We start from the raw sequence: 15,546 nt of genomic DNA, 5'->3' as shown, positions 1-15,546 counted from the left end.
AATGAGAGCATTGCTTAGTGTGAGTGATAAAGAAGGTATAGTAGAATTTGGCAAAGAGCTTGAAAATTTAGGCTTTGAGATTCTTTCAACAGGTGGGACTTTTAAGTTTTTAAAAGAAAATGGAATAAAAGTTATGGAAGTGAGTGATTTTACAAAAAGTCCTGAGCTTTTTGAAGGGCGTGTAAAGACTTTACACCCTAAGATTCATGGTGGAATTTTACACAAAAGAAGCAATGAAAATCATATCAAACAAGCAAAAGAAAATGAAATTTTAGGAATTGATCTAGTTTGTGTGAATTTATATCCTTTTAAAAAAACCACTATCATGAGTGATGATTTTGATGAAATTATAGAAAATATCGATATAGGTGGGCCTGCGATGATAAGAAGTGCAGCAAAGAACTATAAAGATGTGATGGTACTTTGCGATCCGCTTGATTATGAAAAAGTCATCGAGACTTTAAAAAAAGGTCAAATTGATGAGAATTTTCGTTTAAATTTGATGATAAAAGCTTATGAGCATACGGCAAATTATGATGCTTATATTGCAAATTATATGAATGAACGCTTTAACGGAGGTTTTGGAGCGAGTAAATTTATAGTAGGACAAAAAGTATTTGATACAAAATATGGAGAAAATCCACATCAAAAAGGGGCTTTATACGAGTTTGATGCCTTTTTTAGTGCAAATTTCAAAGCCCTTAAAGGCGAAGCAAGTTTTAATAATCTAACCGATATTAACGCAGCTTTAAATTTGGCTAGTAGTTTCGATAAAGCTCCAGCTATTGCTATAGTAAAACATGGAAATCCTTGCGGTTTTGCTATAAAAGAAAATTTAGTACAAAGCTATATACATGCTTTAAAATGCGATAGCGTTAGTGCTTATGGAGGAGTGGTTGCAATCAATGGAACTCTTGATGAGGCTTTAGCAAATAAAATCAATGAAATTTATGTAGAAGTAATCATCGCAGCCAATGTAGATGAAAAAGCTTTAGCTGTGTTTGAAGGTAAAAAACGCATTAAAATTTTCACTCAAGAAAGCTCGTTTTTAATCCGCAGTTTTGATAAATATGATTTTAAACATATTGATGGGGGTTTTGTATATCAAAACAGCGATGAAGTTGGCGAAGATGAGTTTAAAAATGCAAAGCTTATGAGTCAAAGAGAGGCAAGTAAGGAAGAATTAAAAGATCTTGAAATCGCCATGAAAATAGCAGCATTTACCAAATCAAACAATGTTGTTTATGTAAAAAATGGCGCTATGGTGGCTATAGGCATGGGTATGACAAGCAGAATCGATGCAGCAAAGGTAGCAATCGCTAAAGCTAAAGAAATGGGGCTTGATTTGCAAGGTTGCGTTTTAGCAAGTGAAGCCTTTTTTCCTTTTAGAGATAGCATAGATGAAGCAAGTAAAGTAGGAGTTAAAGCTATAGTAGAACCAGGCGGAAGTATAAGAGATGATGAAGTGGTAAAGGCGGCTGATGAGTATGGTATGGCGCTTTATTTTACAGGAGTAAGACATTTCTTACATTAAGTTTAATGGAATGTTATGTTTTTTACACATAATTCAATAAAAATTAAATAAATTATGTGTAAAATATTTCCGAAAAATTTTATTTTTAGGAAACTATGATGTTTAAAACTATAGGATTTAAGGTTTCTGCTGCAATTTTTGTGGTGTTGCTTATAAGTTTCATTGTAATGCAAGTGATTTTAAATTTGGATTTTAAAAATACTGCCAATAAAATGAGCAGGGCAAATTTAAATACCGTAAGTACTTCTGTTTTTCAAACAATGAGAATGGCTATGAATTTAGGAGATCCTGAAAAAATTAAAGAAGCCATTGAAGATGTAAAAAGTATAGAGGGTATTAGTGATATTAAAATTTATCCTTCAAAAGATACTATAGATCTTTTTGAGATGAAAGCCCCTCAAATTTCAAATGATAAGCGTATTGTAGAACAATTTTCAAATCCTAAAATTCAAGCTTTGGAAGAAAATATAAATGGTGTTGTGTATTTAAGATTGATACGCCCTTTGATTGCAGATGAAAGTTGTGTTACTTGTCATGAAATGCTAATACAGGAAGTGTGATTGGGGTTATGGATATATCACATTCTTTAGAAGGTGTTTAAAAAGATATAAGCAAAACCGGTCAATCTTATATTATAATATTTACTATTGCTTTGATTTTTACCCTTTGTGGTGGTTCTTTTAATGCTTAAAGTTGTTGTTGGAAAGCCCGTTTTAGAGCTTTTAAATCATGCTAAAGAATTAGCTCAAGGAAGCGGCAATTTTAAAAGCTCGTATTTCAGTTAAAGGTCAAGATGAAATTGCTTTAGCTTGTGGATATATCAATCAATTTATCGAAAAAACTCACAAGGCAGTTAGCAGTGCAAGTCATAATTTAAAAAATGTAGAAAAACAAAGCAATCTTTTAAATTCAAATGCTATTTTTTAAGTGATATCAGTTCACAAAGTCATAAGCAAATAGATCAAAGTTTTAAACTTGGTGCAAATGTTGGCAATGAACTTAGAGAACTTGCTAGTTTGTCAAATAAGGCAAATAGTGCCAATGAAAAATCCTTTTTATTATTAGAGCAAATGCTTAAATCTTTGTTTAATGTTGCTAATAAAGTATCAATAGTATCCCAAAATGAAAATGAATTGGCTAAAAAAGTTGAAAACATGGTTAATCAAGCAGGTAATATACAAAAAGCAACTCAAATGATGGATAAGATCGCAGATAAAACAAAATTACCATCCCTAAATGCTGACATAGAAGTAGCTAGGGCTGGTGCATTTGGACTAGGTTTTTCTGTAATTGCTGAGGATGATAGGCAGTTGGCTCAGAACAGTGAAGAATTTTTGGGAAATGTAGCTCAAATTACAAAAGAGCTTTTGCAAAGTATTAATGAGGTTAACGCAGAATTAAAGAAAAATACTCAAAGTATACAAGCTTTAAATGATGACACCGCTTTATTGGTTGATGATGCTAATGAGGTTAAATTATGTAACGAAGATGCTAGGGCTTTGGTAACTCAATGTACTGAAAAAATAAAAATTTCCCAAGAGAATATATAAAATTTACTTTCTCGTATGCAAGAAAATGTTGAAGTAAGTGAAAAGAATGAAGAAATTTCTAAAATTCTACTTCAAGTTGTAGATGAGTTAAAAATAGTGTGTCATAATCTCGAAAGCGAACTTAACCAATTTTAAATTTAAAGGAATAAAATGAAAAAAACGCTTCAAATTGCTTTAGCTGCAACTTTTTTTGCAGGTTGTGCTAGTACTTCTGTTACTTCATCTGTTTCTAAAGGTAGTAATGAACTTATGCAGAATCAGCTTTTCAAAATAGAAAAAATTATAGTTAATGGTAAAACTTTTGATCCAAAAAACGCGGAGGAAAGTCCAAATATTAGTTTTGAAAATAATAAATTTTATGGTTATTCAGGGTGTAATCGTTTTTTTGGTTCTTATCAAACTAAGGCGGATACTTTGCAAATCGAAGGTGATCGCGTAGCTTCAACTCAAATGCTTTGTCATCCAATGGATGTAATGGATTTTGAAAATTCTTTCCTTTCAAATTTCAAAGGAATTTTTAAAATTTCAAATGAAAATGGAAAACTTGTTTTAAGTAATGATGAAATGAAGATCTTTTTTAAATAATATCCTAAAGCCTCGAAATATCGAGGTAATCTTCTTAAATTTGACAAAAGTCTAAAAAATGATACAATTATAATTTTATTATCAAAAAAGGTAGTTAAATGATAAAATCAATTCCTGAATGGAGTGAGCAAGAATACCTCATGCTTTCTTTACCCCATGAAAAAAGCGATTGGAATCCCTATTTAGAGGAAATTTTGCAAAGTTATAAAGAATTTGTAAAAGCAGTGAGTGAATTTCAAAAAGTTTTACTTATAGCTCCTAAACAGAGTGATTTTGAAAATTTTAAAGATATAAAAAAAGTAGAGTATTTTAAATGTGATACCAATGATACTTGGATACGTGATTTTGGAGCTATAGATATAATAGAAAATGGTCGTTTAAAGGCTCTTGATTTTACTTTTAATGCTTGGGGAAATAAATTTCAAAGTGAGCTTGATAATGCTGTAAATTCTAAGCTTTTTAAAGAGAAATTTAAAGAGGAACTTAAAAAGGTTGATTTTATTTTAGAAGGAGGAAGTATTGACTTTAATGGAGAGGGTGTGATGCTTACAAGCTCTCATTGTCTTTTAAATGAAAATAGAAATTCTCATCTAAACAAAACCCAAATTGATATAAAATTAAAAGAAATTTTTGGTTTAAAGCAAATTATTTGGCTAGAAAATGGTTTCATAAAAGGTGATGATACAGATCATCATATCGATACCTTAGCAAGATTTATAGATAAAAATACCATAGCACATTGTATTTGTGAAGATGAAGAGGATGAACATTATTTGCCTTTGCAAAAAATGAAAGAAGAGCTTAAAAAAACAGGCTTTGATTTAGTAGAACTTCCTATACCTAATCCTTTATACTATGAAGGAAGAAGATTAGGCGCAACTTATGCGAATTTTGTTTTTATAAATAATGCTTTAATTGTGCCTTTTTATAAGGATAAAAATGATGAAATCATAGCTAAAAGACTTTCTAAAGCTTTACCTAGTCATAAAATTATAGGAGTAGATGCAAGAGTGTTTTTACGACAAAACGGTTCTTTGCATTGTTCTTGTCAAAATCGTTTCAAAGGTTTAAGATGAGTTTGCAAAAAAAAGCAACTCTTGTAGCAAGTTTATGTGCCATTGTTTTAGCCTTGGTTAAATTTATAGTAGGCTTAACAAGTGGTTCTGTTGCAGTACTTTCAAGTGCGATTGATTCTTTAATGGATTTTGCTATTTCTGCTTTTAATTTTTTGGCTCTTAAAAAAAGCTCACAAAAGGCGAATGAAAATTATAATTTTGGTTTTTCTAAAATTGAAGCTTTAATGGGTTTGTTAGAAGGTGTTTTTATAGTTGGCGTGGGGATTTTTATTTTTTATGAGAGTATTTTAAAGATTTATTATAAAGAAGAAATTAAAGATTTAAATTCAAGCATCTATGTGATGATTTTTGCTTTAATTATGACTTTTTTTCTTGTACTTTTTTTAAATTATGTAGCTAAAAAAACCAAAAGTTTAATTATAGAAAGTGATGCTTTGCATTACAAAACAGATTGCTTAACCAATGCTTGTACTTTAGGGGCTTTGGTTTTGATTTATTTTACAAATTTACATATTATTGATGCTATTTTTGGGATAGTGATCAGTCTTTATACGGCATTTTCTGCTTTTAAAATCATTAAAAAAGCTTTAGCTTTTTTAATGGATGAGGCTTTACCTAAGGAACAAGTGGATAAAATTTGTACTTTGATTTCTAATAATCCTGAAATAATTTCCTATCATGAATTAAAGACGCGTAAAACTCCAAGTTGTAATTATTTAAGCGTGCATTTGGTTTTTTGCCCTATAATTTCGCTTTTAAATGCGCATAAAATTTCAGATGAAATAGAAGAAGGTGTGCGTAAGATGTTTGAAAATGAAAAATGGGATATACAAATTCATTTAGATCCTTATGATGATGCAGAACAAGAAAGGCAAAGACAATGAAAATCGCTTTAATACAACAAAAATTTCATTTAAATAAAGAACAAACTATAAAAAAAACTTGCGAATTTATAGAAGAAGCCTCTAAACAAGGAGCTGAGCTTGTTTGCTTAGGAGAACTTCATCAAAGTGAGTATTTTTGTCAAAGTGAAAATGTGGATTTTTTTGACTATGCTAATGATTATGAAAAAGATGTGAAATTTTGGGCAAATATAGCTAGAAAAAATCAAATAGTGCTTATTGCTTCATTGTTTGAAAAACGAAGTGCCGGACTTTATCATAATACTGCAGTGGTTTTTGAAAAAGATGGTTCTATAGCAGGCAAATATCGCAAAATGCACATACCCGATGATCCTTGTTTTTATGAAAAATTTTATTTTACTCCTGGAGATTTGGGTTTTGAACCTATAAATACAAGTTTAGGTAAGCTTGGAGTGCTTATTTGTTGGGATCAGTGGTATCCTGAAGCAGCAAGAATTATGGCTTTAAAAGGAGCTGAGATTCTTATTTATCCCACGGCAATTGGTTGGTTTGATAAGGATAAAGATGAAGAAAAACAAAGACAGCTCAATGCTTGGCTTGGCGTACAAAAAGGACATGCTATAGCTAATGGTTTATATGTAGTAGCTATCAATAGGGTAGGTTTTGAAAAAGATGTAAGCGGGGTAGAAGAGGGCATTAGATTTTGGGGAAATTCTTTTGTTTTTGGCCCTCAAGGTGAAGAACTTTGTCTTTTAGATTCTCAAAACGAATGTGTAAAAATCATAGAAATAGATAAAAAAAGAAGTGAAAATGTGCGTCGTTGGTGGCCTTTTTTGCGAGATAGACGCATAGAATATTTTGCAGATTTAACTAAAAGATTTATTGATTAAATCAATAAATCTTATTTGTTTTGTATATTTTCAAGATAGCTTTTTATTTGCTCTTTTTCTTGTTCGTTTAAATTTATAAAACTTATTTCTTTAAGTCTTGATAAAAGCAAATTATCTTCTAAAATTTCATTTTTTCCTATTTCTAAAGAAGTGATGACGCTAGAACTTATGAGAAGTCTTTGGGTTGCATCTTTTCTTAAGCCCCATATATTATGTATGGCAATATTATTATCTGTAATTTGTCCCGCATAAAGCATAATATGTCCAGGTAAATAAAGTAAACTAAGATAAGCTTTCCCAAAGCGGTTTAAAAAATCTTTTTTTTGAGAATTACTAAGAGTGCTTATATCAAAATGATTAAAAGAATTTTTTTGTGCAGCTGAATTTCTTGGTAGATAAAGTCCAAAAGCTGAAAAGATATCACGAGTTAGTAAAGAACAATCTCTTTCAAAATTATAACCGCCCCAGCCATAAGGCAAATTTAAAACTTGTGAAAGTTGATTTTTTAAATTTTTATCATTGAATTGTAAAGGAAATTTAGATACATCTTTTTTAGAAATTTTATATTTTTTAGAACCTATTTTTCCATAAAAATAGTTTTTATCTTCTTTGTAGTAAGGATAAATAGCGCCAATTCTACTTTCAAAGAAAAATTTACCATCCTCGCTATAGATAGGAAATTTTTCTTTTAGTGGTGTGATAAAGTTGAGATTTTCATAGATTTTCGCTCTATCGTTTGAGAAAAATTCCAAATTTTTACTTTCAACAAATCCAAATCCAGCTTCACCTAAAACAAAAGCATAACGCTTATCTTTACTAAAATGTGAAATTAAGACAGGGGTTCCAGTATTTAAAATGCCATCGCTTGCATAGTCAAAAGGAATTCCTTCATTTTCAAAAAAAGGATTTTTTAAGATAGCTCTTTGGGTTGGAAGATTTTTAATGATTGTATTTTGGATAATTAAAGCTTTTTGATTAAGTTTACCGAATTCTTGGATATTTGCGTTATTTATAGCGTTTTTAAACCATGAAAGTGGAATAATTTGTTTATTGAAAAAATAATAAGTATTTTTTGAATTTAAATATAAAGGAAAGGACCAAAAAATATTTTGTCCTTTGTAATTTTTAAATGAATCATGCCAAGGATTAAAGAAATGTTTTTTATATCGTTTTACATCAAAATTAATATTGTAAGTAAATTGTGGTAAAATGCTTACATTTTGTTCGTATTCAAGTTTTGCATAATGTTGATTTTCATTTTTTTGTTCTAAATTTTCATGATGAAGCGAAGTTAAATTTTTTGTTGAACAAGCTGTTAAAAATAGCACTATAAAAGTAAAATATAAACAAGATTTCATAATCAACCTTTTAGAAAAAATAGTTATAATTAAAGCTAAGGAAATATAATGCTTGATAAACTAGAAAAAATTTTAGCTTATGATAATGTTTTTTTAAGTGGTGGCGCTGGAGTTGGTAAAAGCTTTTTGACAAATGAGCTTATCAAATCTTATAGAAAACAAAAAAAATTAGCCATAGCTCTTGGTTCTAGTGCTCTATCGGCGTTTAATATAGGCGGTGTTACTTTACACAGCTTTTTTTGTTTAGGGTATTGTGATGATATGATGAAATTAAGCGCATTGGATCGCAATCAAAAACAAAAAGAAAAATTAACAAAACTTAAAGAGCTTTTAAAAACGATTGAGCTTATTATTATCGATGAAATTTCCATGGTTAGCGCAAATGTTTTTGAAATGATAGGCTTTAGACTTAAAAATTCTCAATTTAATGGAAAAATTTTAGTTGTTGGAGATTTTTTTCAACTGCCTCCAGTAATTAAAGAAAAAAAAGAAACTTTATTTAACCATTCTTATTATGCTTTTTCTTCATTTTTTTGGCAAGATTTAAATTTTAAGAATATTAAACTTTCTCAACCTAAAAGAACGCAAAATATGGAATTTTATAACCATTTATCTTTGATTAGACAAGGTTTTTTAGATGAAAAAATTTTAAGCTTTTTTGAATCTTTGCGAATTGATTATAAAGAATTAGAAAATTTAGAAGATGATTATACTTTACTTTGTGGTATCAATAAAAAAGTAAACAATATCAATCAAGAAAAATTAAGCAAACTTGAGACCCCGCTTGTATGCTTTAAGGCTCAGGTTAAAAAAGAAGATAAGAGAATAAAAGATGAAGAGCTTGATTCTTGGATTAGAAGCTTAAATATATTGGAAGAATTAAATATTAAAATAGGCGCTCGTATTATTTTTTGCGTAAATAATTGGGATAAAAATTATTATAATGGAGAGCAAGGTATTATAGAAGATATTCTTTATGAAGAGGAGAAAATTTATATTAGCATTATTAAAAATAATGGGATGAAAATTTTACTTGAACCTTATACTTTTTTCATGGAAGAACTTGAGCAATCAGGTAAAGATTTTGTTGTTAATATTCTCGCAAGTGTTACACAGTTTCCTATTAAATTAGCTTATGCTATTACTATACACAAATCACAAGGTATGAGTATTGAAAAATTAGTGTGTGATATTGATCATATTTTTGAAAATGGACAGCTTTATGTCGCTCTTTCTCGCGCTACAAACCCAAATACTTTAAAAATTTATTCTACAAAAAAGATAAATTTTGGATTTTATTTTGCTAATATTTTAAAAATAGATTCTAATGTGATTGAATTTTATAAAAAACATAATTTTTTAGATCTCGAAATACAAGAACAAATCATTTAAAGGCATTAAATGAAAAAAATATTTTTAAGTGTTTTTTTGGTTTTGAGTTTAAATGCTCAAAATCTTGAAATAGATAAAATAAGAACAGATTTGTATTCTAAAAGTGGGACAAATGTTCTTAAAAAAGTCGAAATTTCTTTGGAATTTGATGGGAATAATTTAAAAGAAAATGAAAATAAGTTAATTGATGCTGTAAATACAGTAATTTCAGGGTTTTTTTACGAAGATATTTTTACAGAAATTGGAAAAAATAATTTCAAAAAAACTTTAGAAAAATTTTTAGATAAGAAGTATAAGATTGAATTAGATGATATATATATCATATCTTTAAGCGGAGTGGAAAAATTTGATTTAGAGGAGTTTAAACGCTTTTTAGAAAGTACTGAGGCTAAAGAGAAGGGTATGGGCAGCGAGGTAAAAAAAGCACTTAAAAACTTAGAAGTTCCTAAAACTCAAGTTCCTAGTGTTGAAAAGATCCCAACTCCTAGTGTTCCAAATTTAGAAGTCAAGCAAGTTGAACAGCTTTTCAAAGATCCAGATGAAGAAAATAAAAATGACAATGGAGAAATCAATATAGATAATTTAAATACACCTAAAATGACTCCAGATATAGAAGAAAAAATTAAAAGAGATTTAATCGCCAATCCTCCACAAATATTCAAAGAAAATAACGCAAGCAAGCCTTATCATTTACCACAAACAGGCTATGATATAAAGCTTGATGAAAATTCAACGCAAAATTAGCGAACTATATCATAATTTTGCGGAATTTTTGCCTTGAAAATATCGGAGTTGATTTTTGGATTTTTAATTTGATTGTTTAGATTGATTATAACATCATTTTCAAATTCATCTTTATAGGATATGCTTTGAATTTGCTCTTCATTAAGCTTAATTGTATAGTTTATATTATCATATTTTGCTGCAAGTTTATCCTTATCTATAAGACTTGCTTTTTTGAAAATTTCATTAAGATTTGGAATGTTATCAAGATGAGAGAAAATGACTTGTTCTAGATCGTGCTCTACTATGGTTACTTGATTTTTGTTGATATAAATCTCTTTTTTACTAGGAGTATCATAACTCCAATATGCTTGATCTTTGCTCAGTATAAAATGCCCAGAATAAGAAAGTGTAGAGTTTTTGGATTTCACTATTTGGGTAAAATTGCTTGAAAAGGTATTAAAATTAAGATCAAGGGCAAAAAGTTGTCCTATAAAAATAAAAAATATCAAGAATGTTTTTTTCATTTATTTTCCTTAAAAAAATATATTTTTTATGTCATTCTAGCTAATTTTAATTAAATAATCGTTATAATGATAGTTTGAAAAATTTATAAAGGTTTAAAAATGTTTTTAAATACTTTAAAAGCCGTGTTTGGCACAAAAAATGATCGTGAAGTTAAGAAATATTTCAAGCGTGTAGCACAAATCAATGCTTTAGAAGGCAACTATCAAAATTTAAGCGATGATGAATTAAAAGCCGAATTTGCAAAATTTAAAGAGCAAATTTTAAGCGGAGAAAAAAACGAAAATGATGTTTTAAATGATGTTTTTGCTATAGTCAGAGAGACAGGTAAGAGAACTTTAAATATGCGTCATTTTGATGTGCAGTTAATCGGTGGTATGGTTTTGCACGATGGAAAAATCGCAGAAATGAAAACAGGAGAAGGTAAAACTCTTGTAGCAACCTTACCTGTTGTTTTAAATGCCATGAGTGGCAAAGGCGTACATGTCGTTACAGTAAATGATTATCTAGCCAAAAGAGATGCTGAGCAAATGAGTGCGATTTATAATTTTTTAGGTTTTAGTGTTGGCGTGGTGCTTTCTTCTCAAAATAGTGATATAGAACACAAGCAAGCTTATGATTGTGATATTACTTATGGAACCAATAATGAGTTTGGTTTTGATTATTTGCGTGATAATATGAAATTTTCAAAAGCTGAAAAAGTTCAAAGAGAGCATAATTTTGTTATCGTAGATGAAGTAGATAGTATTTTAATTGATGAGGCAAGAACTCCGCTTATCATCAGTGGTCCTACAAATCGTACTTTAGATGGTTATATTAAAGCCAATGAAGTAGCTAAACAAATGCAAAAAGGTGAAGCAGTTTTACCCCCTGCAAAACCTGAGGGTGATTTTGTAGTAGATGAGAAAAATCGTAATATTTTAATTACAGAAGCAGGTATTGCTAAGGCTGAAAAACTTTTTGGCGTAGAAAATTTATACAGTCTTGATAATGCTATCTTAGCTCATCAGCTTGATCAAGCCTTAAAAGCACATAATCTTTTTGAAAAAGATGTGCATTATGTTTTAAGAAATAATGAAGTTATCATTGTTGATGAATTTACAGGGCGTTTAAGCGAAGGACGTCGTTTTAGCGAAGGATTGCATCAAGCTTTAGAAGCTAAAGAAAATGTAAAAATTCAAGAAGAAAGCCAAACTCTAGCAGATATTACTTTTCAAAATTATTTTAGAATGTACAATAAACTTGCAGGTATGACAGGAACTGCACAAACAGAAGCGACTGAATTTTCTCAAATTTATAGTTTAGATGTTATTTCTATACCGACAAATATTCCTATTAAAAGACAAGATAAAGATGATCTTATCTATAAAACTCAAAATGAAAAATTCAAAGCTGTAATTGAAGAGATTAAAAAAGCCAATGCTAAAGGTCAGCCTGTACTTGTAGGAACCGCAAGTATAGAGCGCAGTGAAGTTTTTCACAATATGCTTGTAAAAGAGAAAATCCCTCATCATGTTTTAAATGCTAAAAATCACGAGCAAGAAGCTTTGATTATCCAAGATGCAGGTAAAAAAGGTGCTGTAACTATCGCTACAAATATGGCAGGTCGTGGTGTGGATATAAAAATCGATGATGAGATTAGGGCTTTGGGTGGGCTTTATATCATCGGTACAGAAAGACATGAAAGCCGCCGTATTGATAATCAACTTCGTGGTCGTGCAGGAAGGCAGGGTGATCCTGGAATAAGTCGTTTTTATCTAAGTTTAGAAGATAATCTTTTAAGAATTTTTGGTGGGGATCGTATTAAAAGTATTATGGATCGCTTGGGCATAGAAGAGGGCGAAAGCATAGAATCAAGAATCGTTACAAGAGCGGTTGAAAATGCGCAAAAAAAAGTTGAAAGCTTGCATTTTGAAAGCAGAAAGCATTTGTTAGAATACGATGATGTAGCAAATGAACAAAGAAAAACTATTTATCGTTATCGTAATGAGCTTTTAGATGAAAACTATGATATTAGAGCTAAAATTTCTCAAAATATCGCTGAATATAGTGCAAATGTAATGAATGATTATATACTTGATGAGAGCGGTTCTAATGTAAATTTTGAAAATTTGAAAGCAAAAATTTTATACGAATGTTCAACTCAGATTAGTGAAAAAGATTTTGAGAATTTAAGTGTCATTGAAATGCAAGACAAGCTAAGTCAAATTCTTGAAAATTCTTATAACGAAAAGATGTCAAGACTTGAGATTAAAGAATTGCGTAATATAGAGCGTATTTTATATTTGCAAGTTTTGGATAATGCTTGGAGAGAGCATTTGTATCAAATGGATATTTTAAAAACAGGAATAGGGCTTCGTGGATACAATCAAAAAGATCCTCTTGTGGAATATAAGAAAGAAAGTTATAATCTTTTCTTGGAGTTGGTCAATCGTATTAAATTTGATAGTATTAAACTACTTTTTAGCGTGCAATTTAATCAAGAAGAGGTACAAAATTTAGAAAATAAAGCCAATGAAGAAAATGAAAAGCTACTTCAAAGCTCAGTAGAAATGGGCGCAAGCGAAGATAATCTTGGCGAAGCTGAGTTTAAAAAAGTTCCACGCAATGCTCCTTGTCCTTGCGGAAGTGGAAAAAAATTTAAAGAATGCCATGGAAAAAGTGGTCCTAAGCAAGGAATTTTAGCTTGAATAAAAGCGTTTTAAAATATTTACTTTTTAAATATTTAAGATTTGATAAAGAACAACCCTTTATCAATCTTTCTATGCTTTTGGCCTTTTTAGGAGTTTGTGTAGGACTTTGCGTTTTGCTTGTAGCTATGGCAATTATGAATGGTTTTGATAAAGAATTTGAAAAACGCTTTTTTGTGATGAATTATCCTATTGCTATTTTGCCTAAATTTTACGCTCCTGTAAATGATGAATTTATAGATGAGTTAAGAAAAACATTTCCAAATTTGTTATTTAGCCCTTATATAAGCACTCAAGTTGTTGTAAAGGGAGATAATCGTTTTGAAGGTGGTGTGCTTTTTGGCGTTAATTTTAATGATGAAAAAAAAATAAACGAAGTGGTTGCTAAAGCTTTAAAGGATGAGAATTTAAGTGGTTTTGATATACTTGTAGGATCAGCACTTACCGATGAATTTGGTTTGCATAAAAATGACAAACTTTCACTTATTTTTTCAAATCTTAATCCTAGTGGATTTTCTTTAATACCGCAAACTAAACGTTTTGATGTTAAAGCGCGTTTTACTTCAGGGCTTGCATTTTATGATAAAGCTTATATGTATACAGATGTTGATGCATTGAAAAAAGTACTTGGAATGCCTAAAAATCCAAATTATGATGGAATTCATGTATATAGTGATAATGCTTTTAAAGATGTTGAAAAAATTAAATCTTATTTAAAAGATGATTATGCTGTGGTAGGTTGGTGGGAACAAAATAAAAATTTCTTTTCAGCCTTAGAACTTGAAAAAAGAGCGCTTTTTATAGTGTTGATGCTTATTATTTTGGTTGCAAGTTTAAATATAGTAAGTTCTTTATTGATGATAGTAATGAATCGTCGCAGTGAAATAGCACTTTTACTTGCTCTAGGTGCAAGCAAAAATGAGGTAAAAAAGAGTTTTTTTGCCTTAGGTATGCTTATTGGTGGTGGTGGTATGATAGTGGGTGTGGTGCTTGCATTTTTTGCTTTATGGCTTTTAGGAAATTTTGATATTGTAACTTTACCTGCTGATGTTTATGGAACTAGTAAATTACCACTTGATTTGTCTTTAATGGATTTTTCTTTAACCATTGTGGGTGCTTTAATAATCATAGCTTTATCATCTTTTTATCCTGCAAAAAAAGCAACTCAAATTAATATTTTAGATACTTTAAGAAATGAATAAATTGTAATTTTGGAGATTTTTATTGTCTTTGTTTATTCAAAAAAATAAAAATTTTAAACCTTTAAAACCTCTATCAAAGTCAAAAATAATCACCAATTTAATTCTTTTGATTTTATTTTTAATATTGTTTTGTTATTGTAGTTTTAGTGTAAGTGCTTATCATTTTGATTTTAGCGCAATTGCGACCTATAAAGAAAAATTTCTTCAAGGTTTTTTAAATACTTTAATAATCAGTTTTTTTTCTTTATTGTTGAGTATAATTTTGGGTGGAGTTTTTTGTGCTTTTTCTTTAAGTTCGATTGTTTTTTTAAGATTTTTATCTACATTTTACATAGAGCTTATCAGAGGAACCCCTTTACTAGTGCAGGTATTATTGATATATTATATCATTGCAAATAATTTAGGACTTGATAATCGATATGTGGCTGGAGTTATTATTTTATCATGTTTTTCTGCTGCTTACTTAGCTGAAATATTTAGAGCTGGAATTTTAAGTATTTCTATATCTCAGCTTGAGAGCGCTAGGGCTTTAGGGTTAAAAGAGATGCAGGTTTTTGCGTATGTAATTTTTCCCCAAGCTTTAAAAAATATTTTAGCACCACTGAGTGGACAATTTGCAAATTTAATTAAAGATAGTTCCTTATTAAGCGTTATTGCTGTAAATGAATTAACCCAAAGTGCGCAAGAGATAAATTCTTATACTTTTGCTACTCTTGAAGCTTATGTAATTTTGGCTATTACATATCTTGTTTTGACTTTACCTATAAGTATATTTTCTCGTTATTTGGAGAGAAAATGCCAAAAATGATTTAAAAAAGCTTGACAAATAGAGCTAATTTTGGCATAATCACATTTTTATTTCAGATAAATGTCTCGTTAGCTCAGCCGGTAGAGCATCTCCCTTTTAAGGAGGGGGCCGTTGGTTCGAATCCAACACGGGACACCATTATAAAGGTCGCTTAGCTCAGTTGGTAGAGCGCCACCCTTACAAGGTGGATGTCATAAGTTCGAGTCTTATAGTGACCACCATTTTATAAAATCATAAATAGGTTTTATAATCTCTACTTCTTTACTTTGGATGCAGCGGTAGTTCAGCTGGTTAGAATGCCGCCCTGTCACGGCGGAGGTCGCGGGTTCGAGCCCCGTCCGCTGCGCCAT

15 protein-coding genes and 3 tRNA genes are annotated in these 15,546 nt (G+C 30.0%); 16 read left to right on the top strand and 2 right to left on the bottom strand.

Annotation, left to right across the window (positions count from 1 at the left end; translation table 11 throughout):
* Position 1: 1 nt before the first annotated feature.
* From purH to AJ882_RS03100, 8 genes are all read left to right on the top strand, one after another.
* Entirely contained in the window at positions 2 to 1,534 is a 1,533-nt protein-coding gene (purH, locus tag AJ882_RS03130; RefSeq protein WP_002900032.1) for a bifunctional phosphoribosylaminoimidazolecarboxamide formyltransferase/IMP cyclohydrolase, read from the top strand.
* Positions 1,535 to 1,632: 98 nt separating this feature from the next.
* Positions 1,633 to 2,094 carry a membrane protein gene (locus AJ882_RS09715; protein WP_014517250.1) on the top strand — a complete coding sequence of 154 codons (462 nt, stop codon included), beginning with the start codon at positions 1,633 to 1,635 and terminating at the stop codon, positions 2,092 to 2,094.
* A gap of 456 nt (positions 2,095 to 2,550) precedes the next feature.
* On the top strand, positions 2,551 to 3,084 hold the full coding sequence (locus AJ882_RS09710) for a methyl-accepting chemotaxis protein (RefSeq protein ID WP_002867433.1): 534 nt from the start codon (positions 2,551 to 2,553) through the stop codon (positions 3,082 to 3,084).
* A 15-nt stretch (positions 3,085 to 3,099) separates the two neighbouring features.
* Positions 3,100 to 3,219 (top strand): hypothetical protein, encoded by a 120-nt coding sequence (locus AJ882_RS09705; protein ID WP_002886201.1) that lies wholly within the window; start codon positions 3,100 to 3,102, stop codon positions 3,217 to 3,219.
* A gap of 15 nt (positions 3,220 to 3,234) precedes the next feature.
* On the top strand, positions 3,235 to 3,669 hold the full coding sequence (locus AJ882_RS03115; protein WP_011049817.1) for an META domain-containing protein: 435 nt from the start codon (positions 3,235 to 3,237) through the stop codon (positions 3,667 to 3,669).
* Between the two features lie 98 nt (positions 3,670 to 3,767).
* A complete protein-coding gene (locus AJ882_RS03110) occupies positions 3,768 to 4,745 on the top strand; it encodes an agmatine deiminase family protein (RefSeq protein WP_002869906.1) in 978 nt (325 codons plus the stop codon).
* Entirely contained in the window at positions 4,742 to 5,629 is an 888-nt protein-coding gene (locus AJ882_RS03105; RefSeq protein ID WP_002853697.1) for a cation diffusion facilitator family transporter, read from the top strand. The genes AJ882_RS03110 and AJ882_RS03105 overlap by 4 nt, the downstream gene beginning before the upstream one ends.
* A complete protein-coding gene (locus AJ882_RS03100) occupies positions 5,626 to 6,498 on the top strand; it encodes an N-carbamoylputrescine amidohydrolase (RefSeq protein ID WP_002867434.1) in 873 nt (290 codons plus the stop codon). Before AJ882_RS03105 ends, AJ882_RS03100 begins: the two co-directional genes overlap by 4 nt.
* 11 nt (positions 6,499 to 6,509) lie before the next feature.
* Here the strand turns inward: AJ882_RS03100 and AJ882_RS03095 are convergent, their stop codons facing one another.
* Positions 6,510 to 7,856 (bottom strand): SH3 domain-containing C40 family peptidase, encoded by a 1,347-nt coding sequence (locus AJ882_RS03095; protein ID WP_002867435.1) that lies wholly within the window; start codon positions 7,854 to 7,856, stop codon positions 6,510 to 6,512.
* 48 nt (positions 7,857 to 7,904) lie between these two features.
* Here AJ882_RS03095 and pif1 point away from each other — a divergent pair, with 48 nt between their 5' ends.
* Positions 7,905 to 9,248 (top strand): ATP-dependent DNA helicase Pif1, encoded by a 1,344-nt coding sequence (gene pif1 / locus AJ882_RS03090; RefSeq protein ID WP_002867436.1) that lies wholly within the window; start codon positions 7,905 to 7,907, stop codon positions 9,246 to 9,248.
* A gap of 9 nt (positions 9,249 to 9,257) precedes the next feature.
* The gene (locus tag AJ882_RS03085; protein ID WP_002867437.1) at positions 9,258 to 9,992 is read left to right on the top strand and encodes a hypothetical protein; all 735 of its coding nucleotides are present in this window, start codon (positions 9,258 to 9,260) and stop codon (positions 9,990 to 9,992) included.
* Here the strand turns inward: AJ882_RS03085 and lolA are convergent.
* The gene (gene lolA, locus AJ882_RS03080; RefSeq protein ID WP_002867438.1) at positions 9,989 to 10,498 is read right to left on the bottom strand and encodes a LolA-like outer membrane lipoprotein chaperone; all 510 of its coding nucleotides are present in this window, start codon (positions 10,496 to 10,498) and stop codon (positions 9,989 to 9,991) included. The two genes, AJ882_RS03085 and lolA, sit on opposite strands and share 4 nt — an antisense overlap.
* A gap of 99 nt (positions 10,499 to 10,597) precedes the next feature.
* Here lolA and secA point away from each other — a divergent pair, with 99 nt between their 5' ends.
* From secA to AJ882_RS03050, 6 genes are all read left to right on the top strand, one after another.
* On the top strand, positions 10,598 to 13,186 hold the full coding sequence (gene secA / locus AJ882_RS03075) for a preprotein translocase subunit SecA (protein WP_002867439.1): 2,589 nt from the start codon (positions 10,598 to 10,600) through the stop codon (positions 13,184 to 13,186).
* Entirely contained in the window at positions 13,183 to 14,388 is a 1,206-nt protein-coding gene (locus AJ882_RS03070; protein ID WP_070279666.1) for an ABC transporter permease, read from the top strand. The genes secA and AJ882_RS03070 overlap by 4 nt, the downstream gene beginning before the upstream one ends.
* A gap of 22 nt (positions 14,389 to 14,410) precedes the next feature.
* Complete coding sequence (locus AJ882_RS03065; protein ID WP_002867441.1) at positions 14,411 to 15,196, top strand: amino acid ABC transporter permease; 786 nt, start codon at positions 14,411 to 14,413, stop codon at positions 15,194 to 15,196.
* A gap of 62 nt (positions 15,197 to 15,258) precedes the next feature.
* Positions 15,259 to 15,334 (top strand) — tRNA-Lys (locus tag AJ882_RS03060).
* 7 nt (positions 15,335 to 15,341) lie between these two features.
* Positions 15,342 to 15,417: transfer RNA gene (locus AJ882_RS03055), tRNA-Val, on the top strand.
* Positions 15,418 to 15,468: 51 nt separating this feature from the next.
* Positions 15,469 to 15,545, top strand: a tRNA-Asp gene (locus tag AJ882_RS03050).
* The last annotated feature ends 1 nt before the right edge of the window (position 15,546 follow it).

It is taken from the genome of Campylobacter sp. BCW_6461, assembly GCF_001762735.1.
Lineage (GTDB): Bacteria > Campylobacterota > Campylobacteria > Campylobacterales > Campylobacteraceae > Campylobacter_D > Campylobacter_D jejuni.
Note: the sequence above shows the minus strand (reverse complement) of the source record. Positions and strands in the feature narration are given on the sequence as shown.